18 protein-coding genes and 1 pseudogene are annotated in these 20,878 nt (G+C 58.4%); 12 read left to right on the plus strand and 7 right to left on the minus strand.

The window, feature by feature from the left end:
* The first annotated feature begins 190 nt into the window (after window positions 1-190).
* The 4 genes from BSU04_RS13620 to BSU04_RS13635 all read left to right on the plus strand — a co-directional run bounded on the left by BSU04_RS13620 (window position 191) and on the right by BSU04_RS13635 (window position 6,771).
* The gene (locus BSU04_RS13620) at window positions 191-952 is read left to right on the plus strand and encodes a 2-keto-4-pentenoate hydratase (protein ID WP_089161090.1); all 762 of its coding nucleotides are present in this window, start codon (window positions 191-193) and stop codon (window positions 950-952) included.
* A gap of 722 nt (window positions 953-1,674) precedes the next feature.
* A complete protein-coding gene (locus BSU04_RS13625) occupies window positions 1,675-3,597 on the plus strand; it encodes a PrkA family serine protein kinase (protein ID WP_089161091.1) in 1,923 nt (640 codons plus the stop codon).
* A 259-nt stretch (window positions 3,598-3,856) separates the two neighbouring features.
* Window positions 3,857-5,122 carry a YeaH/YhbH family protein gene (locus tag BSU04_RS13630; protein WP_089161092.1) on the plus strand — a complete coding sequence of 422 codons (1,266 nt, stop codon included), beginning with the start codon at window positions 3,857-3,859 and terminating at the stop codon, window positions 5,120-5,122.
* A 128-nt stretch (window positions 5,123-5,250) separates the two neighbouring features.
* Window positions 5,251-6,771: a SpoVR family protein gene (locus BSU04_RS13635; protein WP_373452831.1), complete on the plus strand. Its 1,521-nt coding sequence runs from the start codon at window positions 5,251-5,253 to the stop codon at window positions 6,769-6,771.
* Between the two features lie 120 nt (window positions 6,772-6,891).
* On the opposite strand, the gene BSU04_RS13640 is transcribed toward BSU04_RS13635, so the two are convergent.
* Window positions 6,892-7,959 carry an AI-2E family transporter gene (locus BSU04_RS13640; protein ID WP_089161094.1) on the minus strand — a complete coding sequence of 356 codons (1,068 nt, stop codon included), beginning with the start codon at window positions 7,957-7,959 and terminating at the stop codon, window positions 6,892-6,894.
* A 245-nt stretch (window positions 7,960-8,204) separates the two neighbouring features.
* Here BSU04_RS13640 and BSU04_RS13645 point away from each other — a divergent pair, with 245 nt between their 5' ends.
* The 3 genes from BSU04_RS13645 (at window position 8,205) to BSU04_RS13655 (ending at window position 10,470) form a co-directional block, all read left to right on the plus strand.
* Window positions 8,205-8,789: a TetR/AcrR family transcriptional regulator gene (locus tag BSU04_RS13645; protein ID WP_089161095.1), complete on the plus strand. Its 585-nt coding sequence runs from the start codon at window positions 8,205-8,207 to the stop codon at window positions 8,787-8,789.
* Between the two features lie 95 nt (window positions 8,790-8,884).
* Window positions 8,885-9,814, plus strand: coding sequence for an SDR family oxidoreductase (locus BSU04_RS13650; protein ID WP_089161096.1), 930 nt, complete (start codon window positions 8,885-8,887; stop codon window positions 9,812-9,814).
* Entirely contained in the window at window positions 9,811-10,470 is a 660-nt protein-coding gene (locus tag BSU04_RS13655; RefSeq protein ID WP_089161097.1) for an NAD-dependent epimerase/dehydratase family protein, read from the plus strand. The genes BSU04_RS13650 and BSU04_RS13655 overlap by 4 nt, the downstream gene beginning before the upstream one ends.
* A gap of 66 nt (window positions 10,471-10,536) precedes the next feature.
* Here the strand turns inward: BSU04_RS13655 and BSU04_RS13660 are convergent, their stop codons facing one another.
* Window positions 10,537-11,541: an aldo/keto reductase gene (locus tag BSU04_RS13660; protein WP_089161098.1), complete on the minus strand. Its 1,005-nt coding sequence runs from the start codon at window positions 11,539-11,541 to the stop codon at window positions 10,537-10,539.
* 77 nt (window positions 11,542-11,618) lie between these two features.
* A complete protein-coding gene (locus BSU04_RS13665; protein WP_089161107.1) occupies window positions 11,619-13,004 on the minus strand; it encodes a DHA2 family efflux MFS transporter permease subunit in 1,386 nt (461 codons plus the stop codon).
* A gap of 125 nt (window positions 13,005-13,129) precedes the next feature.
* Here BSU04_RS13665 and BSU04_RS13670 point away from each other — a divergent pair, with 125 nt between their 5' ends.
* Together BSU04_RS13670 and BSU04_RS13675 are read left to right on the plus strand one after the other, a co-directional pair.
* Complete coding sequence (locus tag BSU04_RS13670) at window positions 13,130-13,990, plus strand: LysR family transcriptional regulator (RefSeq protein WP_089161099.1); 861 nt, start codon at window positions 13,130-13,132, stop codon at window positions 13,988-13,990.
* Window positions 13,991-14,258: 268 nt separating this feature from the next.
* Entirely contained in the window at window positions 14,259-15,902 is a 1,644-nt protein-coding gene (locus tag BSU04_RS13675) for a tannase/feruloyl esterase family alpha/beta hydrolase (RefSeq protein ID WP_089161100.1), read from the plus strand.
* A 24-nt stretch (window positions 15,903-15,926) separates the two neighbouring features.
* On the opposite strand, the gene BSU04_RS13680 is transcribed toward BSU04_RS13675, so the two are convergent.
* Window positions 15,927-16,325, minus strand: coding sequence for a DUF3331 domain-containing protein (locus BSU04_RS13680; protein ID WP_089161101.1), 399 nt, complete (start codon window positions 16,323-16,325; stop codon window positions 15,927-15,929).
* Between the two features lie 189 nt (window positions 16,326-16,514).
* Window positions 16,515-16,715: a hypothetical protein gene (locus tag BSU04_RS13685; RefSeq protein WP_089161102.1), complete on the minus strand. Its 201-nt coding sequence runs from the start codon at window positions 16,713-16,715 to the stop codon at window positions 16,515-16,517.
* 147 nt (window positions 16,716-16,862) lie between these two features.
* Here BSU04_RS13685 and BSU04_RS13690 point away from each other — a divergent pair, with 147 nt between their 5' ends.
* Complete coding sequence (locus BSU04_RS13690) at window positions 16,863-17,519, plus strand: TetR/AcrR family transcriptional regulator (RefSeq protein WP_089161103.1); 657 nt, start codon at window positions 16,863-16,865, stop codon at window positions 17,517-17,519.
* A gap of 105 nt (window positions 17,520-17,624) precedes the next feature.
* On the opposite strand, the gene deoA is transcribed toward BSU04_RS13690, so the two are convergent.
* Both deoA and BSU04_RS13700 read right to left on the minus strand, forming a co-directional pair.
* Entirely contained in the window at window positions 17,625-18,944 is a 1,320-nt protein-coding gene (deoA, locus tag BSU04_RS13695; RefSeq protein ID WP_089161104.1) for a thymidine phosphorylase, read from the minus strand.
* Window positions 18,945-19,099: 155 nt separating this feature from the next.
* The gene (locus tag BSU04_RS13700; protein WP_089161105.1) at window positions 19,100-20,008 is read right to left on the minus strand and encodes a LysR family transcriptional regulator; all 909 of its coding nucleotides are present in this window, start codon (window positions 20,006-20,008) and stop codon (window positions 19,100-19,102) included.
* An 83-nt stretch (window positions 20,009-20,091) separates the two neighbouring features.
* On the opposite strand from BSU04_RS13700, the gene BSU04_RS45380 reads away from it, so the two are divergent.
* Window positions 20,092-20,379, plus strand: a complete 288-nt coding sequence (locus BSU04_RS45380) for a hypothetical protein (protein ID WP_144021231.1) — start codon at window positions 20,092-20,094, stop codon at window positions 20,377-20,379.
* Window positions 20,380-20,523: 144 nt separating this feature from the next.
* A pseudogene (locus tag BSU04_RS47585) lies at window positions 20,524-20,878 on the plus strand (IS4 family transposase); the annotation flags it as partial.

Genomic DNA, 20,878 nt, shown 5'->3' on the forward strand with positions numbered 1-20,878 from the left:
AATACAACCTTCCGCAAACAGAAGGACCCTCCGCGCGACAGCGCACGCGTCAAGCAATCGTCATCCCGCAAGCCCTATTGTCCATCCCCGAACTCGCGTGTCCAGGCCGACTTCCCCGTACACTGAGCGCACTTCGTTCATCCTTCACGGGATTAGAACGCGTTTCGATCACCACCACAGGACGCTTGCCATGACCGGATCCACCCTTGCCGCGCAACTCGTTCAGGCCCGCCGCCAACGCACGCAGATAGAAGACCTTGAGTCAGCCGATATCCCTGCCGACGCCGAAGCGGCTTACGCCATCCAGCACGAAGTTCTGACCCTTTCCGGCGCGCGGATTGGCGCGTGGAAGGTCGGCGCCCGTGCACCCGGCGCGCTGGCGAACACGGCGCCCATTGACGCGGAACTCGTGCACACATCGCCGGCGCGTATTGCGCACGCTTCGTTTTTTCGTGCGCTGATTGAACTGGAGATCGCGTTCCGTTTTTCGTACGCCTTGCCGCCCCGTGACGAACCTTACAGCCGCAGCGAAGTATTCGCGGCGCTGGGCAGCATGGCCGTGGCGCTGGAAGTGGTCGACAGCCGCTTCGCGCAATGGCCAAACCTGGCAACGCTGGCACAACTTGCCGATTCGCAGAACAACGGGGCACTGGTCGTCGGCAAGATGGAGCCGTATGACGTGATCGCCCCTAACTTCGATTTTCTTTCACCGCTGCTCGAACTGTCCGTCGACGGCGTCTCGATCGTGCCGGCGAGCACCGGCAATCCGGCCGGCGATCCCCGAGAACTGCTGGTGTGGTTCGTCAACTATTGCAGCACTCACGGACACACGGTCCAGCCGTTCTGGACCATCACCACCGGCTCCTATACCGGCGCGCGGCGGGTAGAGGGCCCAAGCGTCATAAGCGGTCGGGTGGACCGGATTGGTGACATCGAACTGACGCTGGAATGACATTTTTGCGGCATTTCAACGCACCGTGACAGCGCGCGGAAAACATTCATGCGAGCGTGTTACATCAAAAAAAGGCACTCATTCGAGTGCCTTTTTTGCGTTTAAATCCCTGCCTGCTGAGCGGGTATATCGGGGGCATAAGCTGAGTATGCGCGGGGTATAAGCGGTCAACGGATGCGGGTGCCCATCGTTTAGTAAGAGAGGCACGTAGCATTTGAGAGCCTGCAATCAAATGACATTGGAGAGCCGATGTCGAAAAAACGCACCGGGCGTTGCATCGTTCCGGTGCGACGATGCGTATATGGGATAACCGGTGGATAAGTTGTGGATGAGCTTGTGGATGAGCGGGGGACAACACTGGGACAACTCGGCATAGGGGCGGCATACGTGCGGCATATCAGCGGCATAAACGCTCAATGCATAACTGAGGGCAACGCTGAACCGCCGGCAGCAGCAGTCAGCGTGTTGGGCTGCCAGCATGCCGCATGGGTCCGGGGCTTGTACAGCAAGGCTATGCAGCCAATGCGGAAAACGTTTCGCGAGTCGGGATGATGATTGTAGGTGAACGAAAATATTCCACCAAGCTAGGAATACTTCGAAGCAAATCAACAACGCATTTGCATGAAAAAAAATTCGAATAGGTTTAGGATGAACTGAAGCGATGTTGTTCTGATTAGGCGCGCCGCGCACACATTGCTTTCTGACTTCGGCGAGGAGGTAGCATGGATATCTACAGCAGTTTCGCGACCCGCTTCGAAAAAACCCGCGAGGAGGAATTCTCGCTCGAAGAGTATCTCGCGCTCTGCAAAGACGATCCTGCAACGTATGCAACAGCGGGCGAACGGATGTTGTCGGCAATCGGGGAACCGGAGTCCGTCGACACACGCACCGACCCGCGCTTATCGCGTGTGTTTGCAAACAAGGTCATCAAGGTGTATCCGGCGTTCCGTGAGTTCTACGGAATGGAGGAAGTGATCGAGCAAGTGGTGTCGTACTTCAGGCATGCTGCTCAGGGTCTTGAAGAGAAGAAACAGATTCTGTATTTGCTGGGGCCGGTGGGCGGCGGCAAGTCATCTATTGCCGAACGTCTGAAGCAACTCGCCGAGCGTGTTCCGTTCTATGCAATCAAGGGTTCGCCCGTCAATGAATCGCCTCTTGGGCTGTTCGATTACGACGAAGACGGCCCGATCCTCGAAGAGCAATACGGCATCCCCCGCCGTTATCTCAAGAACATTCTGAGTCCGTGGGCAGTAAAGCGCCTTCACGAATTCAATGGCGACATCCGCAAGTTCCGCATCGTTCGCCGCTATCCCTCCATCCTGCGCCAGATCGGTATAGCCAAGACCGAACCGGGCGATGAGAACAATCAGGACATCTCGTCACTCGTCGGCAAGGTAGACATCCGCAAGCTCGAAACATTTTCGCAAGACGACGCGGACGCCTACAGCTACTCCGGCGGTTTGTGTCTCGCGAATCAGGGCTTGCTTGAGTTCGTCGAAATGTTCAAGGCGCCGATCAAGGTGCTGCACCCGCTGCTTACCGCTACCCAGGAAGGCAACTTCAAGGGCACGGAAGGCTTCGGTGCAATCCCGTTCGACGGCGTGGTCCTGGCTCACTCGAACGAGTCGGAATGGAAGACTTTCCGCAATAACAAGAACAACGAAGCACTGCTCGATCGTATCTTCGTGGTCAAGGTGCCGTACTGCCTGCGCTACAGCGAAGAGATGAAGATCTACGAGAAGCTGCTGCGTAATTCTTCGTTGACGAACGCTGTTTGCGCGCCGGGCACGTTGAAGATGATGGCGCAGATGGCGGTGCTCACGCGCCTGCATGAGCCGGAAAATTCCAGCCTCTTTTCGAAGATGCAGGTCTATGACGGCGACAACCTCAAGGACACGGATCCGAAAGCAAAATCGTTCCAGGAGTACCGCGATTTTGCGGGCGTCGATGAAGGCATGAACGGCGTATCAACCCGATTCGCATTCAAGATCTTGTCACGGGTATTCAACTTCGATTCCGCAGAAGTCGCGGCGAATCCGGTGCACCTGATGTACGTGCTGGAGCAGCAGATCGAACGCGAGCAATTCCCGCCGGAAACCGAACAGAAATACCTGTCGTTCATCAAGGACGTCCTGGCGTCGCGGTACGCCGAGTTCATTGGCAAGGAGATTCAGACCGCGTACCTGGAGTCGTATTCGGAGTACGGACAGAACATCTTCGACCGCTACGTCACGTATGCCGATTTCTGGATCCAGGACCAGGAATTCCGCGATCACGATACCGGCGAAAGTTTCGATCGCGCTTCGCTGAATGCGGAACTGGAGAAGATCGAGAAACCGGCTGGCATCAGCAACCCGAAGGACTTCCGCAACGAGATCGTGAACTTCGTTCTGCGCGCTCGGGCGGCGAATGGCGGCAAGAATCCGGCGTGGATCAGCTACGAGAAGTTGCGTGTGGTGATCGAGAAGAAGATGTTCTCGAACACTGAAGAGCTTCTGCCAGTGATCTCGTTCAACGCTAAAGGATCGGCGGAAGAACAGCGCAAGCATGAAGATTTCGTCAACCGCATGGTCGCAAAGGGTTATACGCCGAAGCAAGTGCGGCTGCTCTGCGACTGGTATCTGCGCGTCCGGAAGTCATCCTGATGCTAGTGCCGATGCGCCGCCCTGATGAAGATGTTTTCGTCGTGTTTTTAACGGGAGAGAAATGAGTTCTCAGCGAAACCAGGCAAAACGTGATTGAATCAGTGTTGTGTTGCTAGTTTTATAGTCATACGTTCGCGCGACGCCGGCTCAAACCGGCGCACCGCGAGCACCTTGGCGAGTGCTTTACGGCCGGCGCCGCAGCGCGCGGTTCAAGGCCATGAGCGCTTCGCTTCCTCGCCAATTACGCGGGAGACTGGATGTGCTGCATCAAATCATCGACCGCAGGTTAGCCGGTAAGAACAAGAGCATTGCCAACCGCGAACGCTTTTTGCGTCGTGTCAAAAACTATATCCGCCGCGCGGTGTCGGACGCCGTTCGGGATCGCAGCATCAAGGACATCCAGAGTACGCAAAGCATCACGATTCCGAAGAAGGACATCGCCGAACCGTCGTTTCGGCATGGCCCTGGCGGAAAGCGTGAGCTCGTGCATCCGGGTAACGCCGAATACATTCGTGGCGACAAGATCGCGCGCCCGGGTGGCGGCGGTGGTGGCGGCGGCAAGACGGCGAGTAACGAAGGCGAAGGGCAGGACGACTTCGTGTTCGAGTTGTCGCGCGAAGAATTCATGCAGTATTTCTTCGACGACCTCGAGCTTCCGCGTCTCGTCAAGACTCAATTAGCCGCCGTGCCCACGTGGAAGAATGTTCGGGCAGGATTTTCGGCTGAAGGAACGCCTAACAATATTGATGTCGTCCGTTCGCTGCGCAGCGCGCTTGGGCGGCGGATCGCGCTAGGGTCGCCGTTATCGCGTCAGTTGCACGAACTGGAGCGTCAGCTGGAAGTGCTCCTGGATGAGAAAGGCGACCCCGAGGAAATTGCACGGCTGGAAGCCGATATCGTGATCATGAAAGGGCGCATCACACGAATTCCTTTCATCGACCCATTCGACTTGCGCTACGTCAACCGGACGAGACAGCCTACGCCATCAAGCAAGGCCGTCATGTTTTGTCTGATGGACGTTTCCGGTTCCATGGACGAGCAGCGCAAGGATCTGTCGAAGCGGTTCTTCATTCTTTTGTACCTGTTCCTGAACCGGAATTACGAAAAGATCGAAGTCGTCTTCATCCGGCATCACACGCGCGCCGAAGAAGTGGACGAAGAAACCTTCTTCCATTCAACCGAAAGCGGCGGTACGGTCGTATCCAGCGCGCTCGAGTTGATGAAGAAGATCATGGACGAGCGGTATTCGCCAACCGAATGGAATATCTACGGCGCGCAAGCGTCCGACGGCGACAACTGGACTGACGATTCACCCAAGTGCAGGAAGCTCCTCGCCGAGGACATTTTGCAGAAGGTGCGCTATTTCGCTTATATTCAGGTAGCGCCGGAAGAGCAGAATCTTTGGGTGGAATATGCTCATCTGGCACAAAGCGCGCCTGAACTCGCGATGAAGAAAGTCGAATCTGCGGCAGATATTTATCCTGTCTTTCGCGAATTGTTTGAGAAACAACAGGCGGCTGCATGACAACACGGCATTTGGACAACGAAGCACGTGGGTATCACCTCAAACCTGGCGAAGAACTGAAAGCACAAGACAGCGCGCCACAAAAGGCCAGGAAGCCTCGAAAAAACGCGGCGTCGGAAGGAGACACCATGAACGTGGCGGAAAAAAGGCCGTTGCCGTGTCCATCGGACTGGACCTTCGAGCTGATCGAGGAATACGACACCGAGATTGCACGGGTCGCACAGCGTTACGGGCTCGACGTGTACCCGATCCAGCTCGAACTCATCAGCGCCGAGCAGATGATGGACGCGTACGCGTCCGTCGGCATGCCGGTGAACTATCGGCACTGGTCGTTCGGCAAGCACTTCCTGTCGACCGAGAAGAGTTATCGGCGCGGGCAAATGGGCTTGGCCTACGAGATCGTCATCAACTCGAATCCGTGCATTGCGTACCTGATGGAAGAAAACACGATGACGATGCAAGCGCTCGTCATCGCGCACGCGGCGTACGGACATAACTCGTTTTTCAAGGGCAATTACCTGTTCAGGCTGTGGACGGATGCGCACGCCATTGTCGATTACCTGGTTTATGCGAAGAATTACATCGCTGAATGCGAGGAGCGGCATGGCATTGACCGGGTGGAGGAACTGCTCGACTCATGTCACGCGCTGATGAACTATGGCGTGGACCGGTATAAGCGTCCCCAGAAGCTGTCGCTTGCCAAGGAAGTGGCCGCGCGGCGCGAACGCGAAGCGTATTTGCAGTCGCAAGTGAATGAACTCTGGCGCACGCTGCCGAATAAAAAGGCGACCACCACCGAGGAAATTGAAAGCCGTTACCCCCCGGAACCTCAGGAAAACCTGCTGTATTTTGCGGAGAAAAATGCGCCTCTGCTTGAGCCGTGGGAACGCGAAGTTATTCGCATTGTCCGCAAGGTCGGCCAGTATTTTTATCCGCAGCGGCAAACGCAGGTCATGAACGAAGGGTGGGCCACGTTCTGGCATTACACGCTGCTCAATACGCTTTATTCGGAAGGCCGTCTGGAAGACGGTTTCATGATGGAGTTCCTGCACTCACACAGTAATGTGGTGTATCAACCGCCCGTGACCAAGCAGTATTACAGCGGCATCAACCCGTACGCGCTGGGTTTTTCCATGATGAGCGATATTCGCCGCATCTGTGAACACCCGACGGACGAGGATCGCGAATGGTTTCCGGAGCTTGCCGGCAGCGACTGGCTTGAAGCGCTGCATTACGCCATGCGCAATTTCAAGGACGAGAGTTTTATTGCGCAGTATTTGTCGCCGCATCTGATTCGAGAAATGCGCCTGTTTTCCATTCTCGACGACGATATGCGCGACTCGCTGGAAGTGTCCGCTATCCACGACGAAAGCGGATACCGGTATGTTCGCCAGGCGTTGTCGCGGCAGTACGACATGCATCATCGTGAGCCGAATATCCAGGTGTATTCAGTGAATACCCGTGGCGATCGCAGCCTGACGTTGCGCCATTTCATGACCGATAACCGTCACCTGACCAACGACAGCGAAGAGGTCCTCAAGCACATGGCGCGCCTGTGGCAATTCGACGTGTATCTTGAAAGCGTCGACGAAAATGGAACGGTGAGAAAGCGCTTCGATTGTAAATACGCCGGGACAGAGAAACGCTGAGTTAATCGCCATTATTCTATTGAGCGTAATCAAAAGCAAAAAACAAAGGCAAAAACCGGCTCGCTGAGTTAATCAGCGAGCCGGTTTTTCTGCGGGGTCTCATTGAGCTTGACCGAGACCCTAGACCTTATCGATCTTCCGGGCTTCCTCGTCTTGCGTGAACAGATCCCAGCTCGCCATGAACAGCGCGGCGATCAGCGGTCCAATCACGAAGCCGTTGATCCCGAACAATCCCATTCCGCCCAGCGTGGAAATCAGCACTACCCAATCAGGCATTTTCGTATCTTTGCCAACCAGGATAGGACGCAGCACGTTGTCCACGAGGCCGATCACCACCACGCAGAACAAAATCAGTATCACGCCGCGCCAGACATCGCCGGTGAGCAGGAAATAGGCGGCTGCCGGCGCCCAGACCAACGCGGCGCCAATGGCCGGCAGCAGCGACAGGAACGCCATTAGCACGCCCCACAGCAGCGAACCCTGGATACCCAGGAACATGAAGATCATGCCGCCGAGGAACCCCTGGACGGCTGCGACCGCGATGTTGCCCTTCACCGTTGCCCGCACGACGGTCGTGAACTTGGCGATCAGATGCTGCTTGGGTTCGTCGTCGAGGGGCAGGGCGCGGCGAATGCGCCGTCCAATTTCACCGCCGTCGCGCAGCAGGAAAAACACGAGATACAGCATCACGCCGAAGCTGATCACGAACTGGAAGGTGTTCTGTCCAATGCTCAACGCTTGCGAGGCCACGAATTGGCTTATCGCGGCGGCGCCACTGGTCAGCCGTTGCTGAATGCTCGGGATATCGGTCAGTCCAAAGCGGCCGAGCAGTGTCTGCACCGAGTTCGGCAGCGCGTGAATGGCTTGCTGGAAGTAGGTCGTGAAATTGGGCTGGCCCGCCTTGACCTGGGCATACGCGAGACCGATTTCCTGGACGAGCGTGGCCGCGACGAAGCTAAGCGGCAGGATCACGATTACGATCGTCAAGCCCAGCGTGGCGAACGCCGCCAGATTGCGCCGTTTGCCGAATTTAGCCGCAAGATAACGCTGCAACGGCTGGAACAGGATCGCGAGGATCGTGCCCCAGAAGATCGCGCCAAAGAACGGCAGCAAGATCCAGCAGAGCGCAACCGTGACAACAAACAGCAAGAGATGGAAGAAGTTCTGGTGAACCGAGCGGTTATTCATGAGATCCCTGGAATGAGGCGGAGGCGAGGCAATAAGGGCGAGATTCAACCCCCGTTCATCCTCACCCATGCAATTGCCGGATGCTAGCACGGGCAAGTTTTGGTCCTATCCGGCAGACTTTGTAAGGTTTTTTTAGCACCAAGGCCAAGTCTTCCTTCGCTGTCTTGCCGATATCTCAAAAATCGTTATAATTGAGTATTCACTCATTAATTACATCGATTCGCATATCGATTCGATCACGCACGATGGCTCGACCCAAAAGCGACGACAAACACAACGCTCTATTGCTCGCCGCAGAACAGGTTTTTGCCAAACGCGGGCTCGCGGCTGCGCCAACATCGGCTATATCGAAGCAGGCGGGTGTCGCGGAAGGGACGCTGTTCACTTACTTCCGCACGAAGGATGAACTGGTGAATGCGCTATACCGGTCCATCAAGCTCGATCTGGCCGATGCCTTGATGACCCGCTTCCCCCGCACGGGGCCCCTGCGCGACCGGCTTGAACACCTGTGGAATGCGTTTGTCGATTGGGGTGTCGCGAATCCGCAGCGGCTGAATGTGCTCGACCAGTTGTCGGTGGCGGACATGGTCAGCGAAGAATCAAAGGCGGTCGGTTACGAGCCGTTTGCCGAGATCGAGGCGCTTGCGCAACACAACATCGACAGCAGCGTCCTGCATGCTTATCCAGTCGCATTCATTGCTGCAAGCATGAAGTCGATGGCCGAAACCACGATGGCCTTCATGAGCGCGTACCCGCAAGAGGCTGGTCAGTATCGTGAGACTGGATTCAAGGTGTTCTGGAACGGCATCGCCCGCAATGCGGATAGTTGAATGACCGATGGATCAAGCGGGCACGTTTTGTTGCTGGCTTTATCCAACGTTTTAATGACTGATTACTCACGCAAGAATATTCTGGAGGATTGCACATGAGCACGTGGACCACGGCCGACATTCCCCCGCAATCGGGCAAACGCGCGTTGGTGACCGGCGCGACTGGCGGATTGGGTTACGAAACATCGCTCGAACTGGCCCGGGCAGGCGCAGAAGTCATTCTCACCGGGCGAAGCGATGCGAAAGGGCGAACCGCGCTCGAACGCATTCGCCGCGAAGTGCCCAATGCCCGGATCCGGTTTGAACCCATTGACCTCGCGAGCCTCGCATCGATCTCGAGTGCGACACAACGGCTTCTTGAAGAAGGCGAGGCGATCGATCTGCTCGTGAACAATGCCGGCGTGATGATGTTGCCCAAGCGTGAAACGACCGCCGATGGTTTCGAGCGCCAATTCGGCACTAACTATCTCGGTCACTTCGCGCTGACTGCACAACTGCTGCCGTTGCTGGAAAAGAGCGCGGCGCCGCGCGTGGTGAACCTGAGCAGCATTGCGCATCGGCGGGGCAAGATTGCCTTCGATAACCTGCAAGGCGAGCGTGCTTATAAAGCGTGGCCGGCGTACGAACAGTCGAAACTCGCGATGCTGATGTTCGCGCTCGAACTGCAACGCCGCAGCGACGCAAACGGCTGGCGTCTCATGAGCAATGCCGCGCATCCGGGTTTTGCGCGGACCGATCTCATCGCGAACGGGCCAGGTAATTCGGGCGTGTTGTCGCTGATCAGCCGCGCGATGATGCCGTTTCTAAGTCATAGCGCCGCTGAAGGCGCGTTGCCCACGCTGTTGGCGGCCACGTCGCCCGATGCACGGCCGTCAGCTTATTACGGTCCGAAGGGCTTCCAGGAGATGATGGGTGCGCCCACCGAGGCACGCATCTATCCGCAGGCAATGGACCCGGCGGTTGCCGCTAAACTGTGGGATGTATCGGTGAAACTGACAGGCGCATCCTGGCCGGGAAAATCATGAAAGTGCTTATTTTTGGCGCGACGGGAATGGTCGGGCAGGGTGTGTTGCGCGAATGCCTGCTTGATCAGGATATCGAACGAGTGGTCACGGTGGGGCGCAATGCGACGGGGCAGCAGAATCCGAAGCTTGCCGAGATCGTCCATCAGGATCTCTTCGATCTCTCGTCGATCGAGGCCGAACTCACCGGTCTCGACGCATGCTTTTTCTGCCTGGGCGTATCGTCGTTCAGGATGAGCGAGGCCGACTACACGCACCTCACTTACGATTTGACGTTCGCGGTCGGCCGGACTTTATCGCGTCTTAATCCGGGCATGACCTTCTCGTACGTGACTGGAGCGGGAACCGATACGACCGAGCGCGGACGCAGCATGTGGGCGCGCGTAAAAGGCCGCACCGAAAACGCGTTGCTGCGCATGCCGTTCAAGGCCGCCTATATGTATCGTCCCGGAATGATCCAGCCGATGGACGGCATTCGCTCGAAGACGGCTGTGTATCAGGTGGCGATCTCGGTGCTGCGGCCCTTGTTTCCCGTAATGCGGCGCGCGTTCCCGAACGCGATTACGACGACCAGCCAGCTGGGTCGGGCGATGATCGCCGTGGCTAAGGAACGTGCCGCCTCGCGTGTGCTGGAGACGCGGGACATCACCCGGTATTAGGAAGGAAAGTCGTTCGAACCCAGGCACTCGCGGCGAAGGCCCAAACGACTGATGCACAATTGCGACTTACCGGGCAGCATCGCCCCAGCGGTATTGCACCGTGGCGTCGTCCAGCTGCGCCTTGAGCTCGTCATTCAGTGCAAGATCCACTGCAGCCAGCGTATCCGTGAGTTGGTCGGGCCGGCTCGCCCCAATAATGGCCGACGTAATCACCGGATTCGCCAGCACCCACGCCACCGATGTCTTCGTCAACGACTCACCGGTAGCGCTCGCGATCTGCTTCAGCTTTTCGATGGTTTCGAACTCGCGCTCATGCCAGTAGCGCTTGTGATACATCGCTCCCGCCTTGCCGACAGTTGCAGTGAACCGGCCCTCCGACGGCGTCGCATCGTGTTTATGTTTTCCCGTCAGCAAGCCACCCGCGAGCGGGTTATACGGGATCACGGCAAGATGCTCGTCTGTCGCGAGCGGCAACAGCTCGCGCTCGATCTGCCTGAATAGCAGGTTATAACGCGGCTGGACGGAGACGAAGCGCGCAACGCGCAAGAAATCAGAGCGGCCCAGCGCAGTGGCAAGCCGGTATGCCAGGAAATTCGATACCCCCACATAGCGCGCCTTGCCGTGGCGCACGATCGTATCGAGTGCTTCCAGGGTTTCGTCGAGCGGCGTGTTTAGATCGTCGGAATGCAGTTGGTACAGGTCGACGTAGTCGGTATTGAGACGTTTGAGCGATGCCTCAATAGCGTCGAGCAGATGCTTGCGCGATGCGCCCTGATCCCACGCCGACGGTCCCATCTTGCCGACCGCTTTGGTCGCCAGGATGAACTGGCTGCGGCGTGAGGGTGTGTCCTTCAACCAGCGCCCGACGATCTCCTCCGTGCGCCCGGCCACGTCTTCCGTGCTGCCGAGCGGATAGACGTCGGCGGTATCGATGAAATTGACACCGGCTTCAGCCGCACGATCCATGATGCTGCGCGATACATCCTCTTCAGTCTGCAAACCAAAGGTCATCGTGCCGAGGCACAAACGCGAAACATTCAGGCCGGTACGGCCAAATTTACGGAACTGCATGGCAAACTCCTTGGGCGTGTTGCGTGTTGAATGTCCAGCCAGCTTAAACGTTCACGCGCGAGCCTGCATGCGCGCTCCTACGAGGTTGCAGCCTGCGGCGCCGGGCGCGGGGGCACGGCATCGAGGAAACGGAACACTATGGCCGATGCCAGCGTTACCAGTCCCACGCATACGAACGCGATCCGGAACGCGAGCGCCGCCGAGCCGAGGTTCGCCGAGAACACCGACACCAGGCCGCCGCCAATCGAGACGCCCAGGCCAATCGCCAGCATCTGCACCATCGAAAAGAGGCTGTTGCCGCTGCCCGCATCCTTGATAGACAGACCCTTCAGCGTGACGCTGTTCATCGCGGCGAACTGCATGGAATTGCATGCTCCGAACACGGCGAGAATCGCGATCTCGATCGCGAGCGGCGTGCTCACCGAGAACGAGGCGAAGCCGACTATCGACGCGCCGACGAGAATGGTGTTCCACAGCAGGAAGTTGTCGTAGCCATAGCGCTTCACGAGCGGCGAGATCCAGCCCTTTGCAACGGTGCCGGCGAACGCGGCGGGCAACATCATCAAGCCGGAGTGCAGCGGCGTATAACCGAGTTGCAATTGCATCAGCAGCGGCAGGAGAAACGGCACCGCGCTCGATCCAATCCGGCACAGCAGGTTGCCGATCAAGCCCACGCTGAAGTTCGGCTCGCTGAACAAGGACAGCTTGAAAAGCGGATTGCGCCGGCGCTTGGCATACGGAATGTAAGCGAGTGCAGCGACAGCGGAGAGCACGAACAGTGCGCCCGACACCAGCAGTTTGTGCGTATGCGCGGGGCTGTCGAGCGCCATTGAAAACGCGACCATGCAGAGTGACAGCAACGCGCAGCCGATAAAGTCAAAGGGGGCCGCCTCTGTAATGGCATCGTTGGGAAGAAAACGATGCACGGCGAACAAACCCACTGCGCCAATAGGCACGTTGATCAGGAAAATCCAGTGCCACGTAAACGATTCGACGAACCAGCCGCCGAGCGTCGGTCCGAGGATCGGGCCGACCTGGCCGGCAATTGAAATGACCGCCAGCGCGGAGACATACGCCTCGCCCGTCACGCTGCGCAGCACAGCCAGCCGGCCGATGGGCAGCAGCATGGAGCCGCCGATCCCCTGGATCACGCGCGCCACGATCAGTTGATTCAACGATTGCGCGTTTGCGCAGCACAGCGAGCCGATGACGAACAACAGGATGGCGACGAAGTAGACGCGGCGGGTGCCGAAGCGGTCGGCGAGCCAGCCGGACGCGGGCGTGAGGAGCGCCATGGTCAGCGTGTAGGCGACGACGATAGGCTGCATCGCGAGCGGTTGCGCGTGCAGGCTGCGCGCAATGGAGGGCAGGGCCGTGTTGACGATCGTCGTGTCGAGGGCTTGCATGAAAAAGCCGACGGCCACGATCCACAAAAGCGCCGTGTGTGAGTTTTTTGAAGTCATCGATTGCAGCAGGAACAATGTCGCGCGGGATTTAACGTGATGTGACGATTTTAAGACTCCAATTGGCAATCGGGAACCCCGCTTGCCGCATTGACTGTCATCGACAAATCCGATCACAATGGATCATGCTCAATCCAGTCTGGCTGAACACGTTTGCGACGGTGGCCGCGTCGCACAGTTTCACCGATGCCGGCCGCCAGCTCCGGCTCACGCAATCCAGCGTGAGTGAGCACATCCGGCGGCTGGAGGAACACGTCGGCCGCCGGCTGCTCGTGCGTGATACCCATTCACTCGCGCTCACCGCAGACGGTGAGGCCATGCTCGTGCACGCTCGCATGATCCTGGAAGCGATGACCCACGCCGAGTTGCAGTTCCGCTCACCGCGTCTCAGGGGCCGCGTGCGCCTCGGTTCCTCCGACGACGTCGCGCTCGGCCCCTTGCCCAGCGTGCTCGCGGCATTCCGGAGGACACATCCGGATGTTGAACTGGAGATTACCATCGGCATGACGGGGCGGCTTTACGAGCACCTGGACGCTGGGTCGATCGATTTGCTGATCGGCAAACGGCGTATTGGGGACCCCCGCGGCATTCCGCTGTTTTCTGGACAGCTCGAATGGCTTGGGCTGACGGGCACCGAAGTGGACCTGGATCAGCCGCTGCCGTTGATCCTCGTCGCCGAGCCGAGCGTGACACGCGCCGTGGTGCTCGACTCGCTGGCCGCGGTCGGCGCGCGCTGGCAGGTGGTCTGCACGAGCAGTTCATATGCGGGGTGCATCGCTGCTGCGCGAGGTGGGCTGGGGCTCACCGTGCGATCCCATTTCCTCGCGGGCAGGGGACTTTCGCCGCCGGTGAATCGCGCGGCGCTGCCTGAATTGCCGAAGGTCGAGTTCATCGCCTTGGGGGCGAAGCATTTGAGCCGCCCAGCAGAGACGCTGCTGGAGATTTTGCAAAACAGCGATCTCCGAGGCGAATGGGCGGGCGAATGAGCCCTGGTTGACTGGCGGTCCAGGCATGACGCGTGCACCCAGGGATGACGCGGGTGCGGCGGTATTCATCGGAACAATTGCATTGCAATTGATGCGATGCGGGCCGCGCATGCCGGTTGTGCAAACGCAACGCATTCAGGCAATCGGATTTCTGCCAATAAGACGATTCTTATATATTGTCCGGCGAAAAACGCTGTCGGCTTTCCGCTTCAACCCTGGCACAGCAACTGATTGCAGTCAGGCACCGCAGCAATTCACCCATTAGGCGATGCCCCAAGCTACAACCCCTCTCCTGCGTACGCTGTTGCTATTCACTGCCCTATTCGCGTGCAGCACGCACGCGAGCGCCGCGTCTTACGTGGTCAAGCATTGCGCCGAACTGGAAGGCCAGTCGGTGCCGGCATCGGTAATCGGCTTGCCCACTCGCGGCGCAACCATCCTGGGCGCGTCGGTCGTAGCGGCCGCCGCGCCCAAAAACCGCAATGGGGAGTACTGCCGTCTGGTCGGCGTCATCAAGGCGCAACTGGACACCACGCCGGACATCCGCTTCGAGGTCAATTTGCCCGCGCGCTGGAACGGCCGCGCATTGCAGATGGGCGGGGGCGGCTACAACGGCGTGATCGTGAGCGGCACCGAGCCAACGGCTTTCGCGCCCTACGCGTCGCCGCTGTCCAACGGCTACGCGACTTTCGGCTCCGATTCCGGCCATGTAGGCAATTCCGGGCGCGCCGATTTTGCGATGAACGACGAAGCGGTGATCAACTTCGGCTACGGTCATCTCAAGAAAACCCATGACGTAGCGCTCGCGCTGATCATCATGGGTTATGGGCGCAAACCCGAGCAAACCTATTTCGCCGGCGGCTCGACCGGCGGCCGCGAAGCATTCACGGTGATCGAGCGATATCCCGACGACTACGACGGCGTGATCGCCAACGCACCGGCCATCAACTTTTCGGGCGTACGATTGATGGGCGTGAAAGTAGGGCAGGCGGCTTATGGGACGCCAGGTGGTGCCGTCGGACCGGCCCAGCAAAAACGCGTGGTCGAGACCGTGCTCCAGGAGTGCGATGGGCTGGATGGCGTGGTCGACGGCATTGTCTCGAATGTGGAGGCGTGCCGTGAGCACGAACCGCAGATCATCGCTCAACTGCAATGTGCGAGCGGGCAGCGGCCAACGTTACGGGACAGTTGTTTGTCGCAGGCGCAGCTTGCGACGCTGGAAGTTCTGCGCGATGGTTTTACGCTGCCGTATGAACTTGCCTACGGGGTCACGAAGTACTACGGCTACAACGTGTTCCAGGGCGTGGATTTTTCCAGCGGACTGGGGCTCGGGAATTCAACGGTGCTCACACAGCCCTTGCGTTTCGATGCCGACGGTTATCTGTTCACGCAAGGTGACAGTTACATGAAGTACTTCGTCACGCATGACCTGCGCTTCAACACCCTCGGTTTCGATGTCGGGCATCCGGGAATCTACAAGTCCCGTCTGATCGATTTGTCGACGACGGTCGGGGCGATGAATACCGACCTATCGGAATTCATCGCCCATGGCGGCAAGCTGATCACCATGCACGGTCTCGCCGATGAAGTCATCAGCCCGAATCAGACCATCGCGTTTTATCATTCGCTGGTCGAGAAGTACGGGCAGAGTATTGTCGATTCATTCATGCGGCTTTACATGGTGCCGGGATTCCAGCATGGCAACGGCGTGTTCATTCCGGCGTGGGATGAACTGGGCGCGCTCGACCGGTGGGTCACGGCGAACATCGCGCCGGAGACGCTCGTTGGGACGGACATAGCGAGCGCGACCAACGGTCGGACCCGGCCGCTGTGCCGGTATCCCGGCTTCCCGAAGTATATGGGCAAGGGCAACGTCAACAATGCCTCAAGTTTTCGATGCGAGAACCCTTGAACGGGGCTCGTTGGCAGTGCGTTGCTACGACTGACTCGGCGTGACACACGGCACGAGCTCGGTCGCTATGATCATCGCCCCTGCGTTGCCAGGCGGCGGTTGGCAAGTCACCGGCCGATAGATGAAGTCACCCGGTTTAATGCGTTTGCCGCTCAGCACGCACTCGCCGTATTGTTTGGCCAATGCTACTCGCCACGTCTGATGGCCATAGTAGCCCGAGAGCGGATCGCACCATGAGACCGTGGCCGTTCGCGGAGTGGGGCACTCGATCACGCTGACCATCAATGCGGCGTGATCGTTCCAGATGGTCTTTGCCGGACGCCGCCGGGCAATCCGTGTTGCTTCGTCGACTACTTGCTGGGCGCTTGCGTTATCGAGTAACGCTACGGTTTGGGACCATGCACTAGTGTGTTTCTCGAGCATTTCACCTTTCCTTTACAAGAGATTCCGGGCAGCCGACTTAACGACACGGCAAGGCGACCACGTCATGCGTTTTTGGTTGCACAAGAATCATTAGTACGACTATCAAATTTTGTGACAGAGGCAGTGTTACAAATGCCAAATTGACCGAAAAACTTTTTTGCAGTTGGGAGTCCTTAGATCCATTCGCTGCTATTGGCTGCTCTCATCGTAGGCGGCGCTCCAGCCCGCACATGACGGCTGATAATAGCTTAAGCCGTGATAGCGGGCATTTTGCGGTTGCTGCAGCTCGCGTGTGGTGTCCGTTGTTCCGAGCCGGGCGTCGAGCTTCGTTGCCAACAAACGGCCAGCACTGCCGCCACCGACGATCACGATTGCACCGACCTGATTCATGAAAATATTCAACGCGTGATGAATTAATGCGATAGTAGGGCATTCGGACGGTCTATGTCAAACGCCGTGCGGACTGACACAGGGCAGGGCGCTTTGCGTCGGTTAAACTTCGGACTCGCCTTACAGCATTGAAATTCGGATCGAACCATGACAGTTTCAACCGCACGTCCGGCGCAAGCCGCCAAGGAGAAACGCTCGCGCGGACGGCCCGCTTGCAGCGCGATAGCCGGCTCTGACTCGCTTTTAAAAAGCGCGCGGCAGGCGTTCGCCAAGCGCGGATTCGAAGCGACCAGCGTGCGGGAGATTGCGCGGGACTCAGGGGTGGATCCGGCGCTCATCTCGCATCATTTCGGTTCGAAAGAAGCGTTGTGGATCGCGGTGGTCGAGCAGATCGCGCAACACGCCGCACCCATGATCGATGCAACGGGAAAGCTGCGTACCGCCGATTTGACGCGTCGTCAGAGAGTAGAGCGCGCGCTCGTTATTTTTATCGACAAGGTATTCAGCGATCCAGATATCGGGATGTTTTTCTCGACAACGGCAACCGAGCAGGGCGAGCGGCTGGATTTACTGACGGCGCGCCTTCTGCGTCCTTATCACGACGTGTTTGTCCCACTTCTCGTCGATGCAATCCGGTCAGACGAACTGGCGCCCAATGACCCGGAGGTGTTGTTCGCCATGCTGACCAATGCGGTCAGCAAAACAGTGGCTTACAGTCACGTCCTGTCGATATTTTCTTCGCTCCCAAAAGATCCGGCCAAGTTCAAGCGAGCCGTGCTCGTTACCGCGCTCAGTATGCTTTGAAGGCGTACAGACGACTGAGAGCTCGTTTGCAATCGTACGATTTGTCTGGTTTGAGTGCCACGGACGCGGGTAGTTGACGCTGTGCTTGACGCTGTTTTGAGCATCTCAATCTACGAGGCAAACCACGCTCGGCGGCACCGGCAAGCCGCCTGCCGCGAACGAATACGCGGCTTGAATTTCACTCGCGGCGCTTTGTGCAGCCTGCCGGTCGCGGGCGTGCACGACGGCGAGTGGTTGGCCAGCATCCACGCGCTGCCCAAGTTCAACGAGCTCAGTCAAGCCAACCTGATAGTCGATCTTGTCCTCGGACCGGCGCCGGCCGCCGCCCAAGCCGACGACTGCCAGACCAAGTGCCCGGCAATCGATGCGCGCAACGAAACCCGCATGCGGCGCGGCAACCGGCAAGACAACCGGCGCATGGCCCAGATGACGCTCCGACGCCTCGAGCAGATCGCCGGGGCCACCTAATGCGCTGACCATCCGTGCGAAACGTTCGGCAGCGGCGCCTGAATCGAGTACCGCATTCAGCTTTACGTGAGCTTGAGCCAGGTCTTGGACGAGACCGCCGAGCACGAGCATCTGTGCCGCCAACGCGAAGGTAACGTCATGTAGCCGAACCGGCCGGACGCGCCCCGTCAGGTAGTCGATGGCGCAGCGAATCTCCAGCGCGTTGCCCGCGCAGGGCGCCAACGGCTGGTTCATGTCGGTCAGCACGGCGGTGGTCTTCAACCCGGCACGGTTACCCACATCGACGATACTCCTCGCTAGTTCGACCGACTTCTCGCACGTCGGCATGAACGCACCCGAACCCACCTTGATGTCCATCGTCAGTCCTTCGAGGCCCGCCGCGAGCTTCTTCGAAAGGATCGACGCGGTGATCAGCGCGACCGATTCCACCGTCGCGGTAATGTCGCGGATGGCGTAGATTCGCTGGTCTGCAGGCGCGAGTTGCGCCGTTTGCCCGATGATCGCGACGCCAGTGTCACGCACGATGCGCTGGAATGTGACGGTGTCGGGCGCGATGTTGTATCCGGGGATCGAGGCGAGCTTGTCGAGTGTGCCGCCGGTGTGGCCGAGGCCGCGCCCGGAGATCATCGGCACGAATCCGCCGCAGGCCGCGACCATCGGACCGAGCAGCAGCGACGTCAGGTCGCCGACCCCACCCGTTGAATGCTTGTCGAGAACCGGACCCGGCAGATCGAACGAACGCCATTGCAACACTTGGCCCGAGTCGCGTTGCGCGAGCGTGAGCGCCACGCGTTCGTCGACACGCATGTCGTTGAAATACACGGCCATCGCGAAGGCAGCGATTTGTCCCTCGGTTACGCTGCCTTCGCCGATGCCACGAACGAAACTGACGATGTCCACCTTCGAGAGCGCTTGTCCGTCGCGCTTTTTACGAACAATTTCCTGTGGCAAAAACATGGAGGGTTCCTCGGGGAAGGCCCGCGTCCGGGTGGCTGCTCAAATCGCCCGGCATGGGTGCGTTGCTTTAATTGCGTTGCTTTAATTGCGTTCACTTGAGTGCCTTGAGTAACGTCAAGAACCGGTTTTTTTTTGGACTCCCGAGTGGAGCAATTCTAGTTTGATCGGTCGTTGCCGCGGGTTGCCATTGCATCGGCCGCTGCCGCGAGAATCCAGTGACGGAACAATTCTGTGGCGGGCGACATGCGCCTCGATTTCAACCACGTTAGCCAGTAGCTCCCCGTTCTGACTTCCATATCGAAAGGGCGAAAGAGCAGTTCCGCCTGCAGTTCCCGGGCAAACATGACAGGCGGAGCCAAGGCGATTCCCGCGCCTTGTACGGCGGCTTCCACCATTAAGCGTGACGAGTCAAAAACCGGACCATTGATCGGCCATGGATCGAGTCCAGCGGCGTTGAACCAGCCGGTCCATTCGTCGGTACGATACGAACGAAGCAATGTCTCCTTCGCAAGATCAAACGGCGTGGCAAGCCTTCTCGCAATGTCCGGTGCGCAAAGCACGGTCAGTGGCGCATCGAGCAAGATGACATTGTGCGTCGCAGGCCAGGCGCCGTCACCAAAGCGAATTGCAAAATCCAGCCCCTCTGCCGCGAGGTCGACCAGATTGTTATGGGTCAGCAGTCGCAACTCTACAAAGGGGTGCGTCTCGCGAAACGATTTGAGCCGTGGCAGTAACCAACCAACCGCGAAAGTCCCCACAACGCCAATGGTCAGCACTTCGTGGAAATGCCCGCCCTCGAATTGCTTGAGCACGCCTTCGATGCGTCCGAATGCATCGGTCAATACAGGAAGAAGCGCGCGGCTTTCGTCGGTCATGCCAAGTCCGCGCGGCAACCGTTTGAATAGCGTGGTTCCAAGCCGTTCCTCGAGCATGCGAACCTGCTGGCTGACGGCAGCCTGCGTCACGTTCAGTTCGAGCGCCGCACGCGTGAAGCTAAGGTGTCGTGCCGAGGATTCGAACGCGCGCAGGGCGTTCAACGGGAGATGAGGGCGGATGGAGGCCATGACATAAGTTTTTCTTTACCCAAACAGAAATTATGCTCGCTTGTAGGCAGCTCGCAAAGGGGCGATATTCTCCGCGACGCCGGATGTTTTCATCCATCAACCTGCTCAAACCACACGTTGGTGCATCGAAAAATCCTGGATTACCTGAAGTAAAACACGGGTTGTCAGTTCGATTTTCAACCGAAGGAAGAATGGTGAAATCACGTCTCTCCATCCCCGCGATTTTGGGCACCTTGATTGCAATGCAATCTTCCGTGGCCGCCTATGCGGTACCCGGGGCAAAGCAGACGCGGGTACTGGAACGAGTCGATGTGAACGGGACGAATCGAGAGATGGGCATGGGGGTGTCCGAGTCAATCCACCCAAGTTAAGCGCGTCTGCCGCGCCGGAACTCAATCAAGTTAAAAAAGCACTTGACATGAAGCCAACTTCGCGCGGCCGCAGCCCTGCTGGCGTCTTTTTAGACGCCAGCAGGGCTGCGGCCAATGAGGATCTTTTTGATCTTCGTTGGCCCCATGCCTCTTTCCACTCTGCTTGCCGACCTCGCCGCCCATATTCAGACTGAGCAGTTTCGTCAGCTTGCCTGCGATCCCGAGCATCCCACGGCGTTCCAACGTCGTCGCAAATTGCCCTTGCCGGCACTGATTGCATTGATGCTCACCGGCATGCGCAAGAGCGTCCAGACCGAACTGGACGAGTTCTTCGCCCATCTGCAGCAACAGGCACAATTGCTCCGCCAGGTATCCGGCCAAGCGTTCGCGCAAGCGCGGGCCAAACTCTCCACGACCGCCATTCCGGCGCTCAATGACTGGCTGCTCGAGCAGGCCGGGCGCCATGGCTATGTGCCGCGCTGGAACGGCTTGAGGCTGG

It is taken from the genome of Caballeronia sordidicola (assembly GCF_002220365.1).
Lineage (GTDB): Bacteria > Pseudomonadota > Gammaproteobacteria > Burkholderiales > Burkholderiaceae > Caballeronia > Caballeronia sordidicola_C.

Coding starts and splice junctions, on each gene's coding strand:
- BSU04_RS13620 (WP_089161090.1), top strand. CDS start 191: ATGACCGGATCCACCCTTGCCGCGCAACTCGTTCAGGCCCGCCGCCAA.
- BSU04_RS13625 (WP_089161091.1), top strand. CDS start 1,675: ATGGATATCTACAGCAGTTTCGCGACCCGCTTCGAAAAAACCCGCGAG.
- BSU04_RS13635 (WP_373452831.1), top strand. CDS start 5,251: ATGAACGTGGCGGAAAAAAGGCCGTTGCCGTGTCCATCGGACTGGACC.
- BSU04_RS13640 (WP_089161094.1), bottom strand. CDS start 7,959: ATGAATAACCGCTCGGTTCACCAGAACTTCTTCCATCTCTTGCTGTTT.
- BSU04_RS13645 (WP_089161095.1), top strand. CDS start 8,205: ATGGCTCGACCCAAAAGCGACGACAAACACAACGCTCTATTGCTCGCC.
- BSU04_RS13650 (WP_089161096.1), top strand. CDS start 8,885: ATGAGCACGTGGACCACGGCCGACATTCCCCCGCAATCGGGCAAACGC.
- BSU04_RS13655 (WP_089161097.1), top strand. CDS start 9,811: ATGAAAGTGCTTATTTTTGGCGCGACGGGAATGGTCGGGCAGGGTGTG.
- BSU04_RS13660 (WP_089161098.1), bottom strand. CDS start 11,541: ATGCAGTTCCGTAAATTTGGCCGTACCGGCCTGAATGTTTCGCGTTTG.
- BSU04_RS13665 (WP_089161107.1), bottom strand. CDS start 13,004: ATGACTTCAAAAAACTCACACACGGCGCTTTTGTGGATCGTGGCCGTC.
- BSU04_RS13670 (WP_089161099.1), top strand. CDS start 13,130: ATGCTCAATCCAGTCTGGCTGAACACGTTTGCGACGGTGGCCGCGTCG.
- BSU04_RS13675 (WP_089161100.1), top strand. CDS start 14,259: ATGCCCCAAGCTACAACCCCTCTCCTGCGTACGCTGTTGCTATTCACT.
- BSU04_RS13680 (WP_089161101.1), bottom strand. CDS start 16,325: ATGCTCGAGAAACACACTAGTGCATGGTCCCAAACCGTAGCGTTACTC.
- BSU04_RS13685 (WP_089161102.1), bottom strand. CDS start 16,715: ATGAATCAGGTCGGTGCAATCGTGATCGTCGGTGGCGGCAGTGCTGGC.
- BSU04_RS13690 (WP_089161103.1), top strand. CDS start 16,863: ATGACAGTTTCAACCGCACGTCCGGCGCAAGCCGCCAAGGAGAAACGC.
- deoA (WP_089161104.1), bottom strand. CDS start 18,944: ATGTTTTTGCCACAGGAAATTGTTCGTAAAAAGCGCGACGGACAAGCG.
- BSU04_RS13700 (WP_089161105.1), bottom strand. CDS start 20,008: ATGGCCTCCATCCGCCCTCATCTCCCGTTGAACGCCCTGCGCGCGTTC.
- BSU04_RS45380 (WP_144021231.1), top strand. CDS start 20,092: ATGTTTTCATCCATCAACCTGCTCAAACCACACGTTGGTGCATCGAAA.